Annotated in this window: 22 protein-coding genes and 2 tRNA genes; 4 read left to right on the plus strand and 20 right to left on the minus strand. The window is 44.3% G+C overall.

The genetic code is table 11. The features are described from left to right. Window positions 1-16: 16 nt before the first annotated feature. On the plus strand, window positions 17-1657 hold the full coding sequence (locus IMZ16_RS04565) for an ABC transporter ATP-binding protein (protein ID WP_193440794.1): 1641 nt from the start codon (window positions 17-19) through the stop codon (window positions 1655-1657). Between the two features lie 89 nt (window positions 1658-1746). Next, window positions 1747-2082 carry a DUF3276 family protein gene (locus IMZ16_RS04570; protein WP_073177406.1) on the plus strand — a complete coding sequence of 112 codons (336 nt, stop codon included), beginning with the start codon at window positions 1747-1749 and terminating at the stop codon, window positions 2080-2082. A gap of 54 nt (window positions 2083-2136) precedes the next feature. On the opposite strand, the gene IMZ16_RS04575 is transcribed toward IMZ16_RS04570, so the two are convergent. The 10 genes from IMZ16_RS04575 to leuS all read right to left on the minus strand — a co-directional run bounded on the left by IMZ16_RS04575 (window position 2137) and on the right by leuS (window position 11918). Next, a tRNA-His gene (locus tag IMZ16_RS04575) sits at window positions 2137-2212 on the minus strand. A gap of 34 nt (window positions 2213-2246) precedes the next feature. After that, on the minus strand, window positions 2247-2966 hold the full coding sequence (bshB1, locus tag IMZ16_RS04580; RefSeq protein WP_193440795.1) for a bacillithiol biosynthesis deacetylase BshB1: 720 nt from the start codon (window positions 2964-2966) through the stop codon (window positions 2247-2249). Between the two features lie 53 nt (window positions 2967-3019). Next, complete coding sequence (locus IMZ16_RS04585) at window positions 3020-4684, minus strand: tetratricopeptide repeat protein (RefSeq protein ID WP_193440677.1); 1665 nt, start codon at window positions 4682-4684, stop codon at window positions 3020-3022. A gap of 52 nt (window positions 4685-4736) precedes the next feature. Beyond that, a complete protein-coding gene (locus IMZ16_RS04590) occupies window positions 4737-5612 on the minus strand; it encodes a PstS family phosphate ABC transporter substrate-binding protein (RefSeq protein WP_193440678.1) in 876 nt (291 codons plus the stop codon). After that, a complete protein-coding gene (locus tag IMZ16_RS04595) occupies window positions 5605-5802 on the minus strand; it encodes a C4-dicarboxylate ABC transporter (protein WP_193440679.1) in 198 nt (65 codons plus the stop codon). The genes IMZ16_RS04590 and IMZ16_RS04595 overlap by 8 nt, the downstream gene beginning before the upstream one ends. A gap of 65 nt (window positions 5803-5867) precedes the next feature. After that, window positions 5868-6731 (minus strand): energy transducer TonB, encoded by an 864-nt coding sequence (locus IMZ16_RS04600; protein WP_193440680.1) that lies wholly within the window; start codon window positions 6729-6731, stop codon window positions 5868-5870. 25 nt (window positions 6732-6756) lie between these two features. Beyond that, window positions 6757-7293, minus strand: a complete 537-nt coding sequence (locus tag IMZ16_RS04605; RefSeq protein WP_073177415.1) for a biopolymer transporter ExbD — start codon at window positions 7291-7293, stop codon at window positions 6757-6759. Window positions 7294-7298: 5 nt separating this feature from the next. Beyond that, on the minus strand, window positions 7299-7904 hold the full coding sequence (locus tag IMZ16_RS04610) for an ExbD/TolR family protein (protein WP_073177417.1): 606 nt from the start codon (window positions 7902-7904) through the stop codon (window positions 7299-7301). A gap of 64 nt (window positions 7905-7968) precedes the next feature. Continuing rightward, window positions 7969-8832 carry a MotA/TolQ/ExbB proton channel family protein gene (locus IMZ16_RS04615; RefSeq protein WP_193440681.1) on the minus strand — a complete coding sequence of 288 codons (864 nt, stop codon included), beginning with the start codon at window positions 8830-8832 and terminating at the stop codon, window positions 7969-7971. Between the two features lie 242 nt (window positions 8833-9074). Next, window positions 9075-11918 carry a leucine--tRNA ligase gene (gene leuS, locus IMZ16_RS04620; RefSeq protein WP_193440682.1) on the minus strand — a complete coding sequence of 948 codons (2844 nt, stop codon included), beginning with the start codon at window positions 11916-11918 and terminating at the stop codon, window positions 9075-9077. Window positions 11919-12077: 159 nt separating this feature from the next. Here leuS and IMZ16_RS04625 point away from each other — a divergent pair, with 159 nt between their 5' ends. Continuing rightward, entirely contained in the window at window positions 12078-12830 is a 753-nt protein-coding gene (locus IMZ16_RS04625; RefSeq protein WP_193440796.1) for a glycosyltransferase family 2 protein, read from the plus strand. Here the strand turns inward: IMZ16_RS04625 and IMZ16_RS04630 are convergent. The 5 genes from IMZ16_RS04630 to IMZ16_RS04650 form a co-directional block, all read right to left on the minus strand. After that, the gene (locus tag IMZ16_RS04630; protein WP_193440683.1) at window positions 12823-14061 is read right to left on the minus strand and encodes a 3-deoxy-D-manno-octulosonic acid transferase; all 1239 of its coding nucleotides are present in this window, start codon (window positions 14059-14061) and stop codon (window positions 12823-12825) included. The two genes, IMZ16_RS04625 and IMZ16_RS04630, sit on opposite strands and share 8 nt — an antisense overlap. 56 nt (window positions 14062-14117) lie before the next feature. Beyond that, window positions 14118-14837, minus strand: a complete 720-nt coding sequence (locus IMZ16_RS04635) for a C40 family peptidase (RefSeq protein ID WP_193440684.1) — start codon at window positions 14835-14837, stop codon at window positions 14118-14120. A 3-nt stretch (window positions 14838-14840) separates the two neighbouring features. Then, entirely contained in the window at window positions 14841-15488 is a 648-nt protein-coding gene (locus IMZ16_RS04640) for an O-methyltransferase (RefSeq protein WP_193440685.1), read from the minus strand. Between the two features lie 23 nt (window positions 15489-15511). Beyond that, window positions 15512-16276 (minus strand): Fic family protein, encoded by a 765-nt coding sequence (locus IMZ16_RS04645; protein ID WP_227411567.1) that lies wholly within the window; start codon window positions 16274-16276, stop codon window positions 15512-15514. 86 nt (window positions 16277-16362) lie between these two features. After that, entirely contained in the window at window positions 16363-17205 is an 843-nt protein-coding gene (locus IMZ16_RS04650) for an OmpA family protein (RefSeq protein WP_193440798.1), read from the minus strand. 78 nt (window positions 17206-17283) lie between these two features. On the opposite strand from IMZ16_RS04650, the gene tilS reads away from it, so the two are divergent. Continuing rightward, window positions 17284-18225, plus strand: a complete 942-nt coding sequence (gene tilS / locus IMZ16_RS04655; RefSeq protein WP_193440686.1) for a tRNA lysidine(34) synthetase TilS — start codon at window positions 17284-17286, stop codon at window positions 18223-18225. Between the two features lie 30 nt (window positions 18226-18255). Here tilS and nusG read toward each other — a convergent pair whose 3' ends face one another. From nusG to IMZ16_RS04680, 5 genes are all read right to left on the minus strand, one after another. Then, window positions 18256-18804: a transcription termination/antitermination protein NusG gene (nusG, locus tag IMZ16_RS04660; RefSeq protein ID WP_193440687.1), complete on the minus strand. Its 549-nt coding sequence runs from the start codon at window positions 18802-18804 to the stop codon at window positions 18256-18258. Between the two features lie 9 nt (window positions 18805-18813). Next, window positions 18814-19017 (minus strand): preprotein translocase subunit SecE, encoded by a 204-nt coding sequence (secE, locus tag IMZ16_RS04665; protein ID WP_193440688.1) that lies wholly within the window; start codon window positions 19015-19017, stop codon window positions 18814-18816. A gap of 13 nt (window positions 19018-19030) precedes the next feature. Further along, window positions 19031-19102, minus strand: a tRNA-Trp gene (locus IMZ16_RS04670). A gap of 59 nt (window positions 19103-19161) precedes the next feature. Next, window positions 19162-20349 carry an elongation factor Tu gene (gene tuf / locus IMZ16_RS04675; protein ID WP_193440689.1) on the minus strand — a complete coding sequence of 396 codons (1188 nt, stop codon included), beginning with the start codon at window positions 20347-20349 and terminating at the stop codon, window positions 19162-19164. A gap of 132 nt (window positions 20350-20481) precedes the next feature. After that, window positions 20482-21153: a YceI family protein gene (locus IMZ16_RS04680; protein WP_193440690.1), complete on the minus strand. Its 672-nt coding sequence runs from the start codon at window positions 21151-21153 to the stop codon at window positions 20482-20484. Between the last annotated feature and the right edge of the window lie 4 nt (window positions 21154-21157).

The following is a 21157-nucleotide window of genomic DNA, read 5'->3' on the forward strand; positions in this document are numbered from 1 at the left end:
TTACTTTTGCAAAATCGTGCAGGCCCTGAAAACCCTTAACCCTTATTTTTGGAAGCACCGGAAACTTCTTTTCTTCGGGCTGCTGTTCATCATCGCCAGCAATTTTTTTAACATTTTCAAGGTTCAGTTCGTTGGAAAATCCGTGGACGAACTGGCGCAGAATCTTGGTACGGGCTTCAATCCGCAGGTTCTGAAATATGTGGGCATCATCGTAGGTTCCTCCCTGCTTACCGGCTTTTTCACCTTTATGATGCGGCAGACCATCATCGTAGCCTCCCGGAAGATCGAGTATGAGCTTAAGAATAAAATCTACCGACAATATCAGGAGCTGTCGCTCACTGAATACAAGCAAACCACCACCGGCGACCTGCTGAACCGGCTGAGCGAGGATGTAACCGCCGTGCGTATGTACCTGGGCCCCGGCGTGATGTATCTGGCAAATCTTTCTATCCTGCTGATTATCACCACGGTGTATATGCTGCGCACCGATCCTTCTATGACGCTCTGGACGCTGATACCGCTGCCGCTGCTTTCGTTCGTGATTTATAAAGTGAGCAGTATTATCAACAAGAAATCGAAAATAAAGCAAAAAAGTCAGTCGGAAATCTCCACATTCGTGCAAGACAGCTTCTCCGGCGTCCGCGTCATTAAATTTTTTGCTAAAGAACCTCTCTTCCACAAAATTTACCAGAAAAAAGTAGCCGATTATCAGGATAAATCCCTTGATCTGGCGCGCACGGAGGCTTACTTCTACACCATTATCCTCTTCGTCATCGGTATGCTCAATGTTATCATTCTCTACATCGGCGGCTCGAAATATATCGCGGGAGAAATTTCTGTGGGGAAAATCGCGGACTTCTTTATGTACATCAACATTTTGATCTGGCCGTTTTCTATGGTGGGCTGGGTAGTTTCTGTAAATCAGCGGGCAGATGCTTCTATGTTCCGCATTAATGAATTTCTGAAGAAAAAATCCGAAATAAGGAACACGGGAACTATCAGGGGCGCAATCAGCGGAGATATAGAATTCCGCAATGTTTCCTACACCTACCCAAACACCGGCATTACGGCGCTGAAGAATTTAAGCTTCAAAGTAAAAGCCGGCGAAAGCCTTGCCATAATGGGAAAAACCGGCAGCGGAAAAACCACGGTAGCCCTGCTTTTGGCAAGATTGATAGACCCTACCGAAGGCGAAATCTTAATCGATGGGAAAAACCTGAAAGCACATCATCTCGGGAATTACCGCGAGCAGATAGGCTACATTCCGCAGGAAAGCTTCCTGTTTTCCGACACGATTGAGAACAACATAGGCTTCGGTTTGGACGAGCCTTCCCACGAAAAAGTGGTGGAAAATGCGAAGAAAGCCGATGTGCACAAGAACATCATCGGCTTCCGTGAGCAATATGAAACGATGGTGGGCGAGCGCGGTGTAACGCTTTCCGGCGGGCAAAAGCAGCGGGTATGCATTGCAAGAGCCTTAATCATTGAGCCGAAAATTTTAATTTTTGATGATTCACTTTCTGCGCTGGATACGGAAACGGAAAAAAATATTCTGGACAACATCCGGGGGGATCTGAAGCGCACCACATCCATCATCATTACCCACCGTGACAGCACCGCTGCGCAGGCGGACCGACTCCTGATACTGGAGGCATAATTAAAAAAACATTATAACCGCAATTTGGTAGTGCTGAATTAAAGATTTCTGTTATATTTGTTAAAAAAAATCAAATAACCATTTAAGTAATGAGCGAATACAGAGAGCGTCAGGAAAATGAGATTTTCACCAGGGTGCTGAAGGCAGGCAGGAGGACCTATTATTTCGATGTGAGGGAGACCAGGGCAGGCGACTATTACCTCACCATCACCGAGAGTAAGAAAAACTATTCCGAAAGCGGCGAAGCCACAGTAGAAAAGCATAAAATCTACCTCTACAAAGAAGATTTTAAGGCTTTTAAGGAAATGTTTGAGGAAAGTACTGCATTTATCCTTGACGAAAAAGGTGAAGATGTGATTTCTGAGCGGCACGAAAAGGATTACCACTCCAGAAATTTTACTATTAATTCGGACGAAGAAATCTAAAAATCTTCTGAAAATAGGGAAAGAAAAAAGCACCTGAAAATCAGGTGCTTTTTTGGGTGAATGATGGGTCTCGAACCCACGACCTTCGGAACCACAATCCGACGCTCTAACCAACTGAGCTACAATCACCGTTTTGGATTGCAAAGATAATAATTTCCCCCGAATTACAAAACTATGGAATCGAAATTTTTGATGGCCATCAGTTTTTCCGTGGTAAAGCCTTCAGCAAATCCCACGCCGGAAAGCCTCCCTAAATTTTGCGCACGGTAGGTCAGGCTTTCTTTAAAATCCTTCGTGGCAATCGGTGTTTCAGGCTCTTTGGAATCTGGGTCGAAAAACTGCGTTTTGTAAGCCAGACAGGCTTCCAGCTTTTTATCCAGAAAATCCGAAATATCCACCACAAAATCCGGCTGAATTTCCTTCCACTGAATGTAATGGTAAACCTGCTTTGGACGCCAGGCTTCCTGTTCATCGCCGTTCAGCTGGGTTTTAATCTTTACCAGGCCAGAAAGAAAGCACACATCAGAAATCAGTTTTGAAGCTTTGGCGTGGTCAGGGTGCCGGTCATCAATTGCATTGGCAAATACAATTTCCGGACGGTATTTCCTGATCACCTTCACCAGCTTCATTTGGTTCTCTTCGCTGTTCAGGATGAAGCCATCCTTCATTTCCAAATTTTCCCGGTGAGAGACGCCGAGAATTTCCGCAGCATCAGCCGCTTCTCTTGCACGGGTAACTTCAGTTCCGCGAGTTCCCAGTTCACCTTTCGTCAAATCTACAACCGCCGCGGTTTTTCCCTGAGCAATCAGCAACGCCAAAGTTCCGCCGCATCCTAATTCCACATCGTCTGGATGAGCACCGATGGCTAAAATATCAACTTTCATCATTCGAAAACGAAAAAATCCCTGCCGAAAAAAGGCAGGGATTGAGATTAAAATTATTTATTCAGCGCTTTGTTCAGCTTCGCAGCATCTTCGTAGCCAGGGTTCAGGTCCACGGCTTTTTGTGCATATTCCTTAGCTTTGGCAGGATCGCTCTGCTGAGAGAAATAAGCGGTAAGGTAGTAGGCGTAGGAAAGCGTCGTTTTGTTCGCTTCCTGCTCTGCCGCAGGCTTTTTCGTCAGCGTATCGATGTATTTTTGGTAAGACTGCTTAGCCATTTCTTCATTGTTCAGCTGCTGATAAGCCACACCCTGACCATAGTAGGAATATTCCCAATCCGGTACCAACTGAGCCATTTTTTGCCAAGTGCTGAGGGCGCCTTTCCAGTTATTTGCCTCCTGATACGCCGTGCCCAGCTCTACCAACAGATTACTGTCGTTAGGGTTCGCGGCTACTTTTTTCTTTAGCGATTCTATTTTAGGATTCGTAGGCCCGGCTACCTCACCGGAGGAGGCTGTAGCCTCTGCTCCGACGCTACCCGACTGAAATGCAAACTCCCTATTCCAGTCGAGGGTTTCATCCTGAGCGTTTTTCGCGATGTCCACTTTTTGCCTTGCTTCCTGCATAAGTAATGATTTTTTTGCTGAATCTTTTTCATCCTTAGCTAATGCAGCAATTAGCAATCCTTCCAGACCGCGGTCCGCAGGCTGTATTCTATATTTGTCTTTTACTGTGGTCATAAATGTATCCAAGTTCTGCTTTGCAGAAGAGTAATCGCGGTCTGCGCTGTACTGAATGTATGCTCTTAGTTTATATTTTATAGGATCGTCAACTTTATCAAATACCTTATCCAAAGTTTGTTTTGCATTGGAATAATCAGCGTTGGAGAAATAAAGTTTAGCTATTTCCAGAGTGGTATACGGATCTTCGTCGGCGTATTTTGTATAATTGAGCAAATCCTGCGTCATCGCATCCGGCTTTTGGAATTTGTAATTATAATTAGCCTGCGCCATATAAGCCGGAGCGTAAGTAGGGTCCGCTTGAATTGCTTTTTTAATATTCGCTTCTGCTTGCTGATACTGCTGCGCCGCCATCCATAGAGTTGCCATCCTGGTGTAGACCGACGCCTTATTCTTAGCAAGTGGCAAGGCTTTATCATAGGCAGTCATCGCCTGTCCCGGATCTTTTTTCAGACGGTAAGCGTCACCAAGACTGTAGTAATAATAAGCCGGTACACCGCTTTTGCCCGATCTTTCAATGGCTCTGTTCAGAAGATCTATCGCGGCATCGGGAGCGTTATTTTTTTCAAAGAGCGTTAGTGCCTGTGCAGCACGGTACAGCTCCTCGGAGTCCTTAGATTTAGCTACAAGGTTGGTAATTTCTGATACAGCAGATTTATCTCCTTTCCCCAATTTTACAGTAGCAAGGCCGATTTTGTTCAGAGTGCTTCTTGAATCTACCGCTAAGCCTTCGTTAAAATATTTTGAAGCCTCTTCGAAATTAGGATCCGTCTGGAGTAGGAAGATATTACCAAGGTAAAAGTAATTCGAGCCGTCCTTCGGGTTTTGCTGGATCATAGTTTTATAATTCTCCTTGGCGGCTGCATATTTATGGCTGTCTGCACTTGCAATACCCTGCTGCAGGCTTTGGGCATTCGCTGTACCAGCAAGTATGAATGTTGCAGCAGCAACTGAAATTCTGTTCAAAAAAATTCTCTCCATTTTTATAATTTAGTTTTAAATGTAAATAAAACTGACAATAATCATTCCAATTTTACCTCATTTGGACTTCTCGCTTATACAAATTGTACGGCTGAAGGCCTTCTTTCTGTACCACCTTTTGTCCCACATGTGTACAGGAAAACCTTACAAAGCCATTGGCAAGAAGGAAACTTCCTTCATTTTCAAGAAAATACACCACCCTGGTAAAAGGATATTCCATAGAACGAAGACTTTGCATATCCGGGAGATAGCTGTCTTTTCCGTCATAAACTTTTAATATTTTAATCCCGCTCATCAACTCATTAGTCTTGGGGTCATATTGCCTGCTAAGCGAATTTAAACTGACTGCGCCTATCTTGCCTGGAAACTTTGAAATATTCATTAGAATCTCCTTATTGCCCGGGAGCACAGAATATTTGAGCGAATTTGCTTTTTTGCCAAGCCGTTGAGCAATGAAATTAAGGTTGCTGGCGTTGGCACCATCAAAAATAATAGGTTTCTCATCGGAACTCAGAAGTTTGTCAATTTCACTAACAGAGACCGAGTCCCGAGAGTCGTTTTTGGGTACAATAAATACCAAAGCATCAGCGGCAAAAGGTGCTGGAGTAAACTTTAAGCCTGTAATTCTCTTATATTCTTCCTGTTCTTTTTCTGTTAAGCTCCGGGAAAGCACTATCAGTCTTGCTTCCTTTTTCAAAAGTCTTAAGAAAGATAGATCCTCTTTCTCAGTTTCTACAGAAATTTTCGCTTCTGGATAGGCAATGGCATAGGCGTCTGCAAGAGCCTGCACTACGCTGACAAATGATTCATCAGTGTAAACAGTAAGGTTCCCTCTATAATAAGTTTCAGCGTCTTCCTTCTTCTTTTTGCAAGCCGACAAAAATAATAAAGGGAAAATAACATAAAAAAAAGAACGGAATTTACCCATCTTCCTTTATCTTTTTCAGTCGAATAACCGCTCTGACAATCCTGAAAATTCCATAGCTGATCATTAAGATACCAAGTATCCAAACCACGCTGAGATCTGTAAGCGGTACGAAAAAAAATTTATAGTAAATAATTGCAATGCCCAGAACAATATAGCCGAGGCCGGCGACAACCGAAAACCACTGAATCATACTGGCAAATATATAAAAAATGGGGAAGTTTCACTTCCCCCTATTTTAAAACAATTTTTCAAAAATTACTCGAAATTCATCGTTACCGGCAGTCGGAATCTTGAACGAACAGGCTCTCCATTCAGCTTGCCAGGAGTCCACTTAGTTTTGATGGCTTTAATAGCGCGCTCAGCTTCTTTATTGAAAGTGGAATTTTTACCGTTAACCTTAATTTGGCTAATGGAACCATCCGGCTCTACTACGAATGTAATTTCTGCTTTTAGCGTTCCCTCGTCCCCGCTCATTACGCTGGTATCGAAGTTATCAACAAACTTTTGACGGAATCCGTTAATACCCCCACTCGGGAAATCTGCCGCTTGGTCTACACGATCATAGATCTCTGTCTTACTTACGGTAGGAGCTGGCGGAGCTTTTACTTCTGCTGTACCGGCCCTTGTACCTGTAGAAGGTGGTGGCGGTGGCGGTGTATAGCTCGGAGTTTTCACACCTTCCTGATTTACCAAACCAGTAGTTGTTTCCAGCTGCTTGGAAATTGGTGGTGGTGGGGTTTCTACCTTCGGAGCTTTTTTAGGTTCAGGAACAACATTCTGAATAACTTCCTGCTGAACCGGTTCCTCCTTCGGCGGTGGTGGCGGTGGTGGCGGTTCTTCTTCTTCTTTCGGTTGTTCCAGAATTACATCCTCTTGCTGGATTTCTACAAGATTTGCATCAACTTCCGTTTTCTCACTTTCCTGCATTTGTTTCAGTTTTACAATGATAAACGGCGTTAAAGCAGCTATAAGAAACAATGCAGTACCTATTAGGAAGGCCCTAGTAAGATATTTCGGATAATTCGTGCGAAGCGCGTAAGCTCCGTACTCTTTATTCCTATTTTCAAATACAATGTCGTCCAAATCTGGTACGGCATTGTAAACTGTATCATTTGCCATAATTAAACCAATTCTTTAACAGCAATTACTTGCCAATTTTTTTATTGTAAATTGCTTGCTCCCAAGGCTTCACATCTGTAACACCATACTGTTCAGACTTTGTAATCTCCATTTCATCAAGAATATCGACGAAATTCTTATACACAGCGTCGTCAGTAGGTTTTATGATCACTGTAAATTTGGACTGATCTGCAGCATTTGCCTTGGCCTGCTGGATAACTTTTCGGATTCCCTCCCTGTCATAAGTGGTTTCATTAAGGTTAGCATCTGTCAAGGAGGTATTATCCTGCTGGTGCCAGAAAATCCTGTTGTCTTTACCCAGAAGCAGAGATATGGAATTTGAAAGCTTAATTTCCGTATCTGGTGCCTTTTGATCCTTTTTAGGTTTTGCCGGGAGACCCAAGTCCATTACATTTGGTTTGGTAAACGTGGTGGTAAACATAAAGAACATCAGCATCAAAAAGTTGAGGTCTACCATCGGCGTCATATCTACCCTGGGGTTGTGTTTTTTGGCGCGCACTTTACCGTCGCCGCCTTTCTCCTGTACTTGTACTTCAGCCATGTTTACTATTCTTGAGGTTTACCTTCCTGGGAGGTTATCAGCCAAAATTTAAGAAAATCAATATCTCTTAAACCTTCGAACAAATACTTTACCCGCGGATATTGTGTCTCTACATCCCCCTTAAGGGCCAGTTTATAATCCGGGTTTACAGCCAAGCTTTGCTGCACCCAGTCAATCAACTCCTTCTTAGTGCTGTCCATCGGGATCCCAGAACCCTTGTATTCCTTACGCTGTTCTTCAGGCAATGCCAGGAAGCCTTTCAATTGGGACATTGGCACACCGATAAAATCTGTATTTACAAAGGCTTTCTTTTCCTGTGGAGTAAAAGTCAATCCGTATTTCTCCCCCATATAATCCAGGAGTTGAGATCTTTCGGATGAATTTTCCACCGGCTGGAAGTAGAATCTTCCGTCTTTCGTAGCATTTATAGCCATCATGCTGGTTTCAGGAAGAAGCTTTTCTGAGATGGAAGATGGCGGCTGTATGCTCTCCACTTCCGGCTTGCGGAATTGCGTGGTCATGATAAAGAATGTAAGTAGCAGGAATGTAACATCACACATCGCTGTCATATCCGTAACTACTCCATGTCTTTTTGGTTTTATTCTCGCCATTTTACATTATTAAGTTTTAAATTACCATTAAGTTTTAAACAGATCAGATCTGCTTTGAAACTAATTAGTGGTATTCTGCAAAAGAAGATTGGATTGCCATCGCGATCTCATCAATTTTGAAGGTAAGCCCATCAATCTTCGAAGTAAAATAGTTGTAAAGGATGATCGCAATTGCAGAAGTACCGATACCAAGTGCAGTGTTAATAAGTGCCTCGGAGATACCTGTTGAAAGCGCAGCTGCATCCGGCGTACCGCCTCCGGCACCCAAAGCGAAGAACGCACGGATCATACCAATTACGGTACCAAGGAGCGCCACGAGTGTAGCAACCGTACCCAGAGTGGAGAGGATGATCATGTTTCTTTCTAGCATCGGCATTTCAAGTGTAGTAGCCTCCTCGATAGTTTTATTTAGCGCAGCCATCTTTTGCTCCTTGTTCATCGTAGTGTCAGCGGAAAGAACCTTGTAGGTAGTAAGACCTTCCTTTACTACATTACCAATAGAACCTCCCTGTTTGTCGCACTCTTCAAGAGCTTCATCGATTCTGTTTTGGTTGAGCAGCCCTCTCACTTTGTTTACAAAAGCATCCACATTACCGTTGCCGGCTGCCTTGCCAAGTACGATTGCACGCTCAATGGAGAACACAATAACTGTAAGCATAAAGGTGATAAGGATAGGTACGATAATACCTCCTTTATAAATGATCCCCATGAAGGATTCCGGGTGGATCTGGTTTCCGTCTACACCGGAGAATGCAACGGAGCCGCTGCCAAGTTTTTCTGCATCTTTAAAGTTCGAAGGATTACCCAGAACGAAAAAATAAATGCAGAATCCAATCGCAAGGAGGATTGGGATGATGATCGCAGGATTCAGACCCGCCTTCTTTCTCGGTTGAACATCTAGATGCTCATTTGTAACATTCGTTTCCATTGTGATAAGTAATTAATAGTTGTTTTTTGTTTTTCGGGTGTAAAATAAAGTGAAAATTTTCAAAGCCACAAGAGTTTAGCCATCTGAAAGCGTTTTTTTTTAATATTAAACTTTGTTAATATTGTAGAATATCCAATTAATGCAATTTAAAGTAATTAAAATTAAAAAATATCACAATATTATTGAAAATTATAGCTATCGCCAGCTTAAAATAAAAAATTAATTAATTTCATTTTTTTCTGTCAGTGAACAATATTCACAATCTTATCCTTCACTACAATCACCTTTTTCGGCGAGTTTCCGGCAAGCTGCGCCAAAACTCTCTCGTCAGCAAGTGCCGCTTTCTCCACATCTTGCGGTTCCATACCTGTAGGCAAAGCCAGTTTGAAACGCATCTTCCCGTTGAAACTTACCGGATATTCAAATTCATCTTCCACCAGAAAATCTTCGTTCAGTTCAGGGAAAGTCGCAAAATCGACCGAAGTTTCGTGACCTAATTTTTCCCAGAGCTCTTCGCAAATGTGCGGTGCATACGGCGAAATCAAAACCGCCAAAGGTTCCAGAATCTGCCGCTTGCTGCACTTCAGCTTCTGCAGCTCATTCACCGCAATCATAAACTGCGACACCGATGTATTGAACGAAAAATGCACGATATCATAGGTGAACCTTTTGATTAAAGTGTGTAGCACTTTCAGTTCGGCCTTCGTAGGCGCTTCATCCGAAACCGAAAATTCATCACCATTATAATATAGGTTGTAGAATTTTTTCAGGAAACCGTAAACGCCCGACAAACCCTGCGTGTTCCACGGCTTGCTCTGTTCCAGCGGGCCGAGGAACATTTCGTAAAGCCTTAGGCAATCGGCGCCGTACTCATCACAAATATCATCAGGGTTTACCACATTGTATTTGGATTTCGACATTTTTTCGACTTCCCGCTCTACCAGATATTTTTCGTCATCCAAGATAAATTCCGCGTCGGCAAATTCAGGCCGCCAGTTTCTGAACAATTCAATATCCAGCTCATCCGTTGCACCTTTCAGCAGCGAAACATCCGCGTGGATTTTCTGCGTCTGATAATCTTTGGCTAAATTTTTCGAGACAAATTTATTCGTTCCTTCAATCCGGAAGACAAACGCACTCATCCCCAAAATCATCCCCTGATTAATCAGCTTTTGGAAAGGCTCTTCCTGCGCTATGAAACCGCGGTCTTTCAGGAACATATTCCAGAATCGCGAATACAGCAGATGCCCTGTGGCGTGCTCACTTCCCCCGATGTACAAATCAACCTGCCCCCAATAATCCGATTTTTCCTTTTGGCAAAAATACCCATCATTCCGCGGATCCATATACCTCAGGAAATACCAGGAACTGCCCGCCCAGCCAGGCATCGTGGAAAGCTCAATCGGGAAAACCTTCTCATTATCAATCAGTTGAGATTCCACAACTTCCTCGTTGGCTTCGTCCCAAGCCCAATTTTTCGCATTTCCAAGCGGCGGATCGCCGTCTTTTGTCGGCAAGTATTTTTCAACTTCCGGCAATTCCAGCGGCAGTGCAGATTCCGGCAAAGTGTACGGCAAGCCGTCCTTGAAATACACCGGCACAGGCTCACCCCAGTATCTTTGGCGGGAAAATATCGCATCGCGCTGCCTATAGTTCGTCATCCCCTTTCCGATGCCGCGCGCTTCAATTTCTGCAATGATTTTCGCTTTCGCTTCATTATAGTTAAGGCCGTTCAGAAACTCAGAATTCACGCAAACAGAATCCTTGGAATCGTAGGACTCTTCCTGCACATCGCCATCGTGTTCAATGACATTTATAATTTCTAGCTCGAATTTCTTCGCAAAACGGTGGTCTCTTTCATCGTGGGCAGGCACCGCCATCACCGCTCCAGTTCCATAGCCCATCAGCACATAATCTGAGATGAAAATCGGCAATGCCTTTCCTGTAAATGGATGCACGGCATAGCTCCCCGTGAAGGCGCCTGAAACATTTTTCACATCGGCCATCCTTTCCCGCTCCGATTTTTTCGAAGTTTCTTCGATGTAATTTTCCACTTCGGCTTTCTGCTCATCGGTCGTCAGTTCTTCCACCAAAGGATGCTCCGGCGCCAGCACCATAAATGTGGCACCGAAAATGGTATCAGGCCTTGTGGTGAAAATTTCAACCGAAGATTTTTCATTTTGGGAAACTTCAAACTTTGGATTTTGAATTTCAAATTTAATGGACACCCCCACGCTCTTTCCAATCCAGTACTCCTGAGAATCCTTCAAAGGCTGCGGCCAGTCGAGATTTTCAAGGCCGTTCAGAAGGCGTTCGGAATAGGCTGAAATCTGCATACTCCACTGCATCATTTTTTTCTGGAAAACCGGATGGCCGCCGCGCTCAGATTTGCCATCCTTCACCTCATCGTTCGCCAAAACGGTCCCTAGTGCAGGGCACCAATTCACCGTAGTTTCAGCGCGGTAAGCCAGGCGATAATTCAGCAGAATATCCTGCTGATCGGCTTCTGATGCGTTGTTCCATTCTTCCGCTGAAAAATTCAAGGCGTCGGTTTGCGCTGCATTTAGATTTTCAGTTCCAAATTTTTGAAAATGGTTAACGAGCGTAGAAATCGGCTCCGCTTTGTCGGTTTCAAAATCATACCACGAATGAAACAACTGAACAAAAATCCACTGCGTCCATTTATAATAGGCAGGATTAGAAGTTTTCAGCTCACGGCTCCAGTCGAAAGAAAAGCCTATTCTGCGAAGCTGCTCTTCGTATCTCGCCGCATTTTCTTCAGTCGTAATTGCAGGATGCTGCCCCGTCTGAATCGCATATTGCTCCGCCGGAAGCCCGAAGGAATCATAGCCGATTGGGTGCAGCACATTATAACCCTGGTGCCTTTTGAAGCGCGCATAAATATCCGAGGCGATGTAGCCCAGAGGATGCCCTACATGCAGACCTGCGCCCGATGGATAGGGGAACATATCCAGCACATAGAACTTCGGTTTCTCTGTTTCGTTCGGTTCTGCAGCACGGAAAGTCTGCCGCTCTTCCCAGATTTTCTGCCACTTTCGCTCAATCGCTTGATGGTCGTAAAACATTCGTGAAAATTTTCGCAAAACGCAAATTTAATGTTTTTGGAAATTTTAGGTTAAGGTTAAAGTTGAGAGTAAGGGGCGGCGTAACAAAATACTTTTTACTTGGCTTTTTTACTTGGCTTTTTTACTTGGCTCTTAAATTTCCATTATTTTTGCAAAATGATGCCCGAAGTTTCCATCATCACGCCCTGCTACAATTCTGCGAAGTATTTGCAGGAAACGATACAATCGGTTAAAAATCAATCGTTTACAGATTGGGAATGGATTATTGCAGATGATGCTTCTCAGGATAATTCTGCGGAAATTATCGGTCGGGAAAATGATGAGAGAATCATCCTGATAAAATCGGCGCAGAACGGTGGTGCAGGCCACGCAAGAAATCTGGCGCTGGAAAAGGCTTCCGGAAGGTTCATCACTTTTCTGGATGCCGATGATTTTTGGGAACCAAATTTTCTTGAAGAAATGGTGGGCTTCATGAAGCGGGAAAATGCTGAGCTGGCGTACTCCAATTATGCACGGTGTGATGAAAATCTGAAACCTGTTCTCGAAGATTTCAAAGCGGATAAAACCGTGACTTTCAACAACTTACTGAAAACCTGCAGGCTTTCTCTGCTGAGCTCTATGTACGATTCTACGAGAGTTGGCAAGGAATTTTTCCCGGAAAGCAGCAAGCGTGAAGACCATGTGATGTGGCTGAATCTTCTGCGAAAAATACCCGAAGGAAAGCCGCTGCCGAAAACTATGGCAAAGTACAGGATGCATTCTGCAAGCGTTTCTCGGCGGAAATCGAAAATCGTGCGGGATCAGTATTTGGTTTATCGGGAACATATGAAATTTTCCGCGCTGAAATCGCTGTATTACACGGCAAATTGGGCGTTCAACGGTTTTTTGAAATATTCCAAGTTATTCAATTAGGGCATATTTCTTCAATTTTCCCGATGATGATTTCCGTGGCATCTGGTTGATTTTCAACGAATTGCCTTGCTGCATTTCCCATTTCTGAAATCTGCTGTGGATTTTTCAGTAATTCAAAAATAAATTCCGCCGCTGATTTTTCATCGGGGAAAGATTTCGCGCCATTTGCTAAAATCAGGGCATCGGCCTCCGGATTTTTTCGGTAATGATTTCCGAAAATTACAGGCACCCCAAACACCGCGGCTTCCAGAATATTGTGCAGGCCTTTGGAATGAAAACCACCGCCAACCACCGCAATATCGGCATAGCTGTAAATTTTCGAAAGCAAACCGATGCTGTCAATTATCAAGGTTTGAAAATCGAAACTATTAGTTTCATTTTGAAACTCTGAGTAAAGTTTTGCGGCTGGAAATTTCCTTTTGATTTCAGGAATTCTTTTCAAATCGTGCGGCGCCAAAATGATTTTAACCTGCTGATTTTCAGCTAAAAGCTCAGCAATATTCTCTTCAGCTTCCCACGAACTTCCGAAAACCACCAGTTTTGAATTACCTTTAAATTCGCCAATAAATTCCACAGAATTATCCCGCATCAAATTCTGCTTCACCCTGTCAAAACGCGTATCGCCAGAAACTGCGCCATTTTTTAAGCCCACAGTTTTTGAAAGTTTTAAGGATGAACTGTTTTGATGAAAAAAGAAACTCACAGTTTCATTGAGTTTCCGCACAAACCACTGCCCGTAAGGTTTGAAGAAAATTTGCCGCTCATAAAACAGCGCAGAAACCACGAAAATTTTAGCGCCGTTTTCTTTCAAAGTTTCGAGCAGATTGTACCAGAAATCATACTTTACCGTGAAGAAAATTTCCGTCTGAAAATTTCCGCAAAACCTTTGCACATCAGTTTTCGTGTCGAAAGGCAAATAGCACACTGCATCAGCAATGTGATTTTTTTTGGCAACAATTTCATAGCCTGAAGGCGAGAAAAAAGTGACGAGAACTTTCCTGTCGGGAAATTTTTGTTTCAGCTGCTGCAAAACCGGCAATCCCTGTTCGTACTCGCCCAAACTTGCAGCGTGCATCCAAATTACACGGTCGGTTTCGCTGATTTTTTCACGCACGATCGCTTCGCTTTCCCTCCTGCCCAGGATGCCCTTCCTTGCTTTTTCATTGAAGGCTGCGGCGATCTTCATCCCGAGAACCAAGATTTCAATAAAGATATTGTAGAGAATTTTCAAGCTGCCGACCTTTCCTTTTTATTGATTCTGTACCATTTCACTGTGAACCCAGAGGTTTAGTATAAAATTCGTTTCAGGAAGCGCAGCTTGTGCGTGTATTTTTTCAGTTCAGCGTTGTATATCCCCGTGGAATCCAGCATATCAATCCGCACTTTACCGTGGGCGTGAATGATTTTCTGCTCCTCCAGCATTATGCCGATGTGAATAATTCTGCCATCGCTGTTCTCGAAAAACGCCAAATCGCCGGGCTTTGCTTCGCCTACAAAATCCAGCAAAGTGCCTGTTTCTGCCTGCTGATAGGCGTCTCTCGGCAATTGGATGCCGTGAATTTTAAATACCAGCTGCACAAAACCGCTGCAATCTATCCCGAAAAACGATCTTCCGCCCCACAAATAAGGCACATTCAGAAATTCCCGTGCTGCAATGGCGATGCTTTCACTCAATATATCGCTGCGCTGTGGCACCGTGGTTTGGAAATCCACTTCAGAGCCCATCGACAAAAGGATTTTCCCGCTTTGCAAAACTGCGGAAGTGAAGGTTTCGCATACCAAGTTCACTTTTCTGCGCTGCCAATCTTCGTGGGAAATCGGCGTGATTTGCTTGGTATCCAGCCAGCCTTCGTAGCCGTCGAAATCCATCCGGATTTTCGTCCAGTTGTTCTGAACATCCAGTACGCTGCAGCTTTCGCCGAAAAGCATTTGGGTTACCATTTCAGCGCGGTCGGAATTTTCCGCACGGATTGGCGCCACAGAAACCGAGCAAACCGCTTTTTCCATAAATTATTTTTTTCTCAGCAAATGAACACCATCACGAATTGGAAGTATAACATTCTCAAAATCAACATCTTGCGTGATTATTTCGTTCGCTTCCTTTATTTTTAAAGTCTGCTTTGATGTCGGGCTTTCCTGCAAAACCTTGCCGTACCAAAGCACATTGTCAAACAAAATTACCGAGCCGCTTCTCGTTTTTTCCTTTGCCAATCGGTAATATTCCGGGTAGTTCTGCTTATCGGCATCCACGAAAATCAGGTCGAAAATTTCATCCGTTTCATTTAAAAAATCAACTGCATTTTTCAGCCTGAAATCGATTTTCTCGGCAAACTCACTTTCCGCAAAATATTTTTTGGGAAGATACGCCAAATCTTCGTTCACATCCAGCGTTGTGATTTTCCCGTTTTCTGCCAGGCCTTCCGCCAAGCAAAGCGTGGCAAAGCCTGTGAAAGTCCCGATTTCCAGCACCTTTTCAGGCGAGAGCATTTTGGAAATCAGGCTCAGCAACCTGCCCTGAAGATATCCGGAAATCATATGTGGCTGCGTGGTTTTTTGGTAAGTTTCGCGGCGCAGCCTGCGAAGAATCTCCGGTTCCTGCGAAGCGTGCGCTTCCAGATATCTGTCCATTTCAGGATGCTGCTCTTCAAAATAACTCATCGCTCAAATTTATAGAAATATTTCTAGCCCAGAGATTCCGGCAGCATCCGCAGAAACGGCAGCGCTTTGGAATAATCCACACTGTAAAAATCGAAACCGAGACTGATGTTTTTGTAATAATCCGCACGGTTTTCCTTGTAAAACTTTTCGGAAGGCAGCTTCCAAAATTCCTTGCCGAGCTTTTCGGCGAGAAACCATTTCTCCATAAGCCTTGCCGCCCTTCCGTTACCATCCAGAAATGGGTGAATGTGCGCCATTCTGAGATGAATCAGCGAAGCGAAATAGAAGGCTTCAGCAACATCCAGCCTCTCATTCAGCAATGCGGAAATTTCCGCAAAAAACTCGGACATAATTTCTGGCACCAGATGCTCTTCCACAGCCATATAAACCAGACCCTCACTGCCAAAAACGCCAACTTTGGAGTTGCGGTAATTGCCGCGCAAACTTTTTATGAGAAGCTCTTCGGAAAAAATGCGGTGCGCTTCCAGAAAACTTCCTTCGGTTAATGGGTTGTTCTGCGCGAAATTATAGGCTTTGCTCAGGTCATCTATTTCCTTTAAATCCTTGGCTTCCCGATGGATTTCTTTTTGGAGGCGGAAATTCATAAAGGAATTCAGATCCACCGTGTTGCCTTCGATATTGGATGAATAAACCGCCGAAGCATCCGTCTGATACCCAAAATCCTGAGTTTCAGAATTAGCGCTGAAGCCGCTCACTTTTTGCAAAATTCTGCTACCAGCTTCTTCGATAAACTGATTAAAACAAGGCCTGTCCGAAAGTTTCATCATACCAAAAATAAGGAATATTCACCTTCCGCCAAAAACCAAAAATGCCAAAGCAAAAGGCCTTGGCACTTGTGATTGTTTTTGAAAAATCAACGCTTTTGGTTGGTAGGTGCGATGTCCATCAGCTTCATAAACTCATCAAGCTTCGGCATAATGATGATTTCCGTTCTGCGGTTTTCCGCCCTGCCGGAAACTGATGCGTTCGTAGTTTTCGGGTTGTATTCGCTTCGGCCGCCAGCTGTAATTCTTGATGGATCTACACCGAATTCATTCTGCAGAACCTTAGCCACGGAAGTTCCGCGAAGTGCGGAAAGATCCCAGTTGTCACGCGGCAAGTTGCTGGAGTTCAGCGGCACATTGTCCGTATTACCTTCGATGAGAACGGAATAAGTATCGTAATCGTTAATTACCGCTGCCACCTTTCCAAGAACCGCCTTGGCTGCAGGAAGAATGCGGTAATCACCAGTGTTGTAGAGCATTTTGTCTGATAGCGAAATCATCACCACGCCTTTCAGCACTTTTACCTGAACATCATTATCCGCCACATTATCCAGCGAGCGTTTCAGCTTGTTTGAAAGCGCGAGGTTCAGGCTGTCGTTCCGTGCGTTTGTGGAAATCAGTTGCTTGATGTACTTGTTGGAAGCGTTGATTTCCCCGATCAGTTTATCAATGTTCGCCGAGCCTTTCCCAGCATTGCTCAGGCAGGCATCCAGCGAAGATTTCAGCGCGTTGTTCTGATCTTTCAGCAGGCTGTTCTCGCTCATCAGTCCGCTGTTCTGCCCTTTCAGGTCTTGGATTTCCCTTTGGCGCTCGCCCAGGTTGTCAATCGCCGTTTTGTAGTTAGCGTTCAGCGCATCGTACTGCTTCTGGCTCACGCAGCTTGCCAGCGCCAAAAGCATCATCGCCAATGCGAAAAACTTCGTGGTTTTCATCATATTCTCAGATTTTGTTTGGTCAAATTTACAAATTCCTTTTTTAAAAGCCATTATCTTTGCCGATGAAGATTGCCAATGAAGCTTACGCCCGATACTTTTTCCACCGAATTTTTGCGCCTGGCAGAAGATTTTGTCGAAAGGAAATTCCTTTTAGGAATCAGTGGCGGTGCGGATTCTATGGTGCTGGCAGACCTTTGCCTGAGGCTGAATCTTCGGTTCGAAATTGCGCACATCAACTATAATCTTCGTGGGGAAGATTCCGAAAAGGATGAAGCATTGGTACGGCACTTCGCCGAAGAAAACGGGATTGCACACCATATATATAAGGTCTCGGCAAGTGATGGCAAACCGCGGCATTCCGTTCAGATTTGGGCCAGAAACCTGCGCTATGATTTTTTCTTCAATCTTTTATCGGAAAGAAACCTGGCCGCCGTGCTTACAGCGCACCATTTAGACGACCAGCTGGAAACCTTTCTCATCAATCTTTCCCGTGGATCTGGGATAAAAGGCCTGGGCGGAATTCCTGAGAAATCCGATAAAATCCTGCGGCCGCTACTGAATTTTACCAAGGATGAAATCTACGATTATGCTGAAGCGCACGGCGTAATTTTCCGTGAAGATTTAAGCAATTTTTCAGATGATTATTTGCGGAACAGGGTGCGGCACGATGTTTCGCCGAAACTGAAGCAGGTTTTCCCGAAATTCCTTTCTGGTTTTAATGAATCTTTGCAACATTTAAATTCTGCGAATGCCTTTATACAAAGGGAAATTGCCAAGGCTTTTTCAGAAATTTTTGTAGATGGTGATGATGAGAACTTCCGCCTGAACCGCGAAAAACTTCTGGGAAAAGATGAGTTTTTATCAAGGGAAATCGTCCGCAGGTTAGGTTTCAGCGGGGAAGAAATCGCGAAGGTTTTATCGGCGGAAAGCGGCAAAATGCTCCGTAGCAGAACGCACGAAATCTGGATCACGCGCCAAGAAATAATATGCAGAACTCGAAGTAGAAACAAACAATAAAAAAACCGCTAAATAAGCGGCTATCATTTATTAAGTAATTTTCTCGACCTGCATAAAATTCAGCTCCATCGGGGTTTTTCTGCCAAAGATTGATACCGAGACTTCTATTTTCTTTTTATCTTCAAGAATTTTTTCTACAGTTCCGGTAAAGCTGTTAAAAGGTCCGTCTATCACTTTTACACTTTCGCCAATCACAAAAGGAATCGCTGCGTCTACAGGGAATTCGGAAAGCTCGTCCATTTTTCCAAGCATACGGTTTACCTCGCTCTTTCGCATTGGTACCGGATCTCCGCCCTTTGTTAAAGACAAAAAAGATACTACACCTGGAATGTTTTTGATGATATGTGGTATTTCGCCACTGAGATTGGCTTCAACCATTAAGTAGCCTGGGTAGTACGGGCGTTCTTTCGGAACCTTTTTTCCGTTTTTCAGCTGGATTACCTTCTCCATAGGTATCACTACCTGGGTAACATAATCCTCCATACCAAGACGCTTCATTTCGTTCTCGATATAGTTTTTTACTTTATTTTCCTGACCGCTGACTGCCTTCAGCACATACCACTTCAGATCTTCACTCATTGGAAAATATTAGTTGAACAAATTGATGAGCAATGTTAAAATATTTCTGATTGCCTTGGCAAAGAGTTCATCAACTCCAAAGGTGAAAAGTGAAAGAAGTATGGTACTTACAGTAACCACCACGGCGGACTGCTGCAAGTCTGCCCACTTCGGCCACTCAACCTTATGACGGAATTCGTAGAAAGAATCTTTTATGTAATTTACTAAACTCATTGCCTTACAAAAGCACGGGCACAAGGATTCGAACCCTGATCAACGGTTTTGGAGACCGGTATCCTAGCCATTGGACGATGCCCGTAGATTAAAAAAGTCCCGCAAGGTTCCTCACGGGAACTTTTTATTATTTAAACTAATCTCTTAGTCAAGGATTTCAGTAACCTGACCTGCACCTACAGTTCTACCGCCTTCGCGGATAGCGAAACGAAGACCTACATTAAGTGCAATTGGCTGAAGAAGCTCAACAGTAATGGTAAGGTTGTCACCAGGCATTACCATCTCAGTTCCTTCAGGCAGGAAGATTTCACCTGTAACATCGGTAGTTCTCACATAGAACTGCGGACGGTACTTGTTGTGGAACGGCGTGTGGCGGCCACCCTCTTCCTTGGAAAGGATATAAACCTCTGCCTTGAATTTCTTGTGCGGAGTAACGGAACCTTGCTTGGCGATTACCATACCTCTCTTGATGTCAGTTTTTTCAATACCTCTCAAAAGAAGACCAACATTATCACCAGCTTCACCTCTGTCAAGGATTTTGCGGAACATTTCCACACCAGTTACAGTAGAAGTAAGTTTCTCATCACCCATACCTACGATGTCCACAGCATCACCAGTGTTGATAACACCGGATTCGATACGGCCAGTTGCTACGGTACCACGACCAGTGATGGAGAATACATCTTCAATCGGCATCAGGAATGGTTTATCCTGATCACGAACTGGCTGCTCAATCCAAGTATCCACGGCATCCATCAGCTCTTCTACAGTTTTCACCCACTTGTCCTCACCGTTTAGTGCGCCCAGTGCAGAACCCTGGATTACAGGAGAATTGTCACCATCATATTCATAAGTAGAAAGAAGATCGCGAAGCTCAAGCTCTACTAGCTCAAGAAGCTCAGCATCATCCACCATATCCACTTTGTTCATAAATACTACGATGCGCGGTACATTTACCTGGCGGCAAAGCAGGATGTGCTCACGAGTTTGCGGCATAGGACCGTCCGTAGCAGCACAAACAAGGATAGCACCATCCATCTGAGCAGCACCAGTAACCATGTTCTTCACATAGTCGGCGTGTCCAGGGCAGTCCACGTGTGCATAGTGTCTGTTCTCAGTTTCGTACTCGATGTGCGAAGTGTTGATGGTGATACCTCTTTCTTTTTCTTCCGGAGCAGAGTCGATAGCGGAGAAGTCTCTCTTCTCAGCAAGACCTTTGTCAGAAAGCACTTTGGAGATTGCCGCAGTAAGAGTGGTTTTACCGTGGTCTACGTGACCGATGGTACCGATGTTCAAGTGCGGCTTGTTACGATTAAACGTTTCCTTTGCCATGATTTTAAATTATTGATTATTTTTTAGTTTCGTTTTCGGTTTGCAAATATAAGCAAATTTCATAATAAAAAAATTTTTTGCAAAAAAATCGCGCACCATTCTAAAGTGCGCGACTCTGTATTGCGCGGAATTTTATTTTTTTGCTAAAATATTAAGATCCAGCTCCACATCCTGCGATATAGCCCAGTCGGCAGGGTTGCCCTCCGTTTTATAATTCAGTCCCCAGTCTTTCCTGTTGATAATGAATTTTGAAGCCAGCCTCAACTCATTTTCTGCCACATCAACTTTTGCCGGGAAGGTTACATTCACCGTCTGACCTTTAATGCTCAGATTTCCGCTCACGAGCTTATTGGCACCCTCAAGTCTGGCTTCGGTTCCAGCAGCCAGATCCTCAACTTTTGTGATAGTAAAAACAACATTCGGGTGGCTTGCAACATCGAAGAAATCTTCGCTTTTCAGGTGCTCGTCCAGGTCGGTAGATTTCTTTCCTTCATTTGGGTTTACTGCAGCAGGATCTGTAAGCAGCGTGTTCATATCTGCGGTATACTCGCCGGAAACGAGGTTGCCGTTATCGGCTGTAAGCGTGCCAGTGCCGGATACCGTGCCGTAGCGGGGATTGAGGCCGCCCTTGTGCGTCGCGTGCCACTTGATGGTGGAGGCGGACTGGTCAATGGTGTAGGCATCGCCGGAGTGCGCCGCCGCGCTCTGCTCGGTACCGGTAGAAACGCTGTCTGCAGTCTTGTTGTCCTTGCATGCCGTAGCTGCCAATGCCGCAGCAAACATCATTACTGTAATTTTTTTCATTAGA

Origin of the sequence: Cruoricaptor ignavus (assembly GCF_014961145.1) — a bacterium.
GTDB classification, from domain to species: Bacteria; Bacteroidota; Bacteroidia; order Flavobacteriales; family Weeksellaceae; genus Cruoricaptor; species Cruoricaptor ignavus.